The sequence below is a fragment of the Dietzia sp. HMSC21D01 genome, assembly GCF_001815995.1.
Taxonomy (GTDB): Bacteria; Actinomycetota; Actinomycetes; order Mycobacteriales; family Mycobacteriaceae; genus Dietzia; species Dietzia cinnamea.
The window spans coordinates 619-1854 of record NZ_KV823739.1 but is presented as its reverse complement, the minus strand read 5'-3'; the positions used below and the strand labels follow the sequence as shown (position 1 = coordinate 1854).

General features: G+C 74.8%; 2 protein-coding genes. One reads left to right on the top strand and one right to left on the bottom strand.

Annotated features, from left to right (window positions below; genetic code table 11):
• Positions 1-29: 29 nt before the first annotated feature.
• Positions 30-674 (bottom strand): hypothetical protein, encoded by a 645-nt coding sequence (locus HMPREF3086_RS02990; RefSeq protein ID WP_070720109.1) that lies wholly within the window; start codon positions 672-674, stop codon positions 30-32.
• Positions 675-790: 116 nt separating this feature from the next.
• On the opposite strand from HMPREF3086_RS02990, the gene HMPREF3086_RS02985 reads away from it, so the two are divergent.
• Positions 791-1236, top strand: a 446-nt coding sequence (locus HMPREF3086_RS02985; protein ID WP_246830881.1) for a phosphorylase family protein, incomplete at its 3' end; no start/stop codon positions are given.

Sequence of the window (1236 nt, the reverse complement as noted above, 5' to 3'; positions counted from 1 at the left end):
CCGGGCCGCCGGTCCCGCCGGACGGCCGGTCACAGGGTCGCGCACTGCCCCTGGCGCTCGCCGGCGACCTGGTTGCCGCCGCCCGTCGGGGCCGGGTCGTTCGCCTCGCACTCGAGGTCCCCGCCGATCGTGTTGCCCTCGAAGCGCTGCGCGCCGGAGTTCTCCTCCGATTCGACGTCGCCGCCGATCCGGACGTTCTCGAGGGTCGCCTCGCCCCCGTATTCGAGCTCGACGGAGCCGGTCACGTCGCCGCCGGAGACGAGTACGGAGGTGTGGCCCTCGGCGTCGATGTCCTCGGTGACGCGGATGTTGAAAGCCTCGAGGCGGCCGCCGCCGAGCACGTCGATGTCCCCGTTGACCGCCAGGTCGCGCAGGATGCACGTCTGCCCGTCGAGGACCCGGACGTCGCCGGTGATGTCCTCACCGGTGCGTTCGCCGGAGCAGTCGACGAGCCCTGGTGCGGCGGTGGCGTCACCGGCGGCTCGATCCTGCTCGGGGACGGTCGGCGCGGAGGACTGCTCGGTGACGGTGACGGTCTGCTCGGCGGGGGTCTGCTCGGTGGCCTGGTCGTCGGACCCGGAGGTGCATCCGGCCGCGGCGAGCAGCGCGGCGGCAGGGAGTGCGAGCAGGGCGCGGCGGGCGGGGCGCGGGGTGCGGGCGGCGTGGACGGACATCGTGGACGACCTCTTCGCTGGTGTGCCGGGGCGCCCTGTGCGGCCCCGGCCGCGGTGGTGACGTGTCCCACCGTAGGCGCCGCCGGGCCACCCGCCACCGCAGACGCGGATACGGTATGGCCGTGGAACTCATCGGGACCGTGGACCCTGCCCATCCGCTCATCGTCGTGGCCCTGGAGCAGGAGGCCCGGCACTTCGTCACCGACTTCCCCGTCCTCGTCACCGGGGTGGGGAAGGTCCGCGCGGCCGTGGCCGTCGCGCACGCCCTCGGTGGCGGCGCTCGGCCGCGCGAGTTGGTCAACGTCGGCACGGCCGGCGGTCTGCACCCGGGGATGGAGGGCACACACGAGGTCGCGACGGTGTTCCAGCACGACTTCGACGACCCCGCGCTGCACGCGGTCACCGGTCGTCACGACGGTCCGCCGCTCGCCTTGTCGGCGATCCGTGCCGTGATTCCGGCGCAGGCGCCCGAGCCCTCGGCGCCGGGTGGCACGGTTGCGCCGGTGCTCGCCACCGGCGACCGCTTCGTCGCCGGCGGGCCGGTGCGCGACCGACTGGCGGG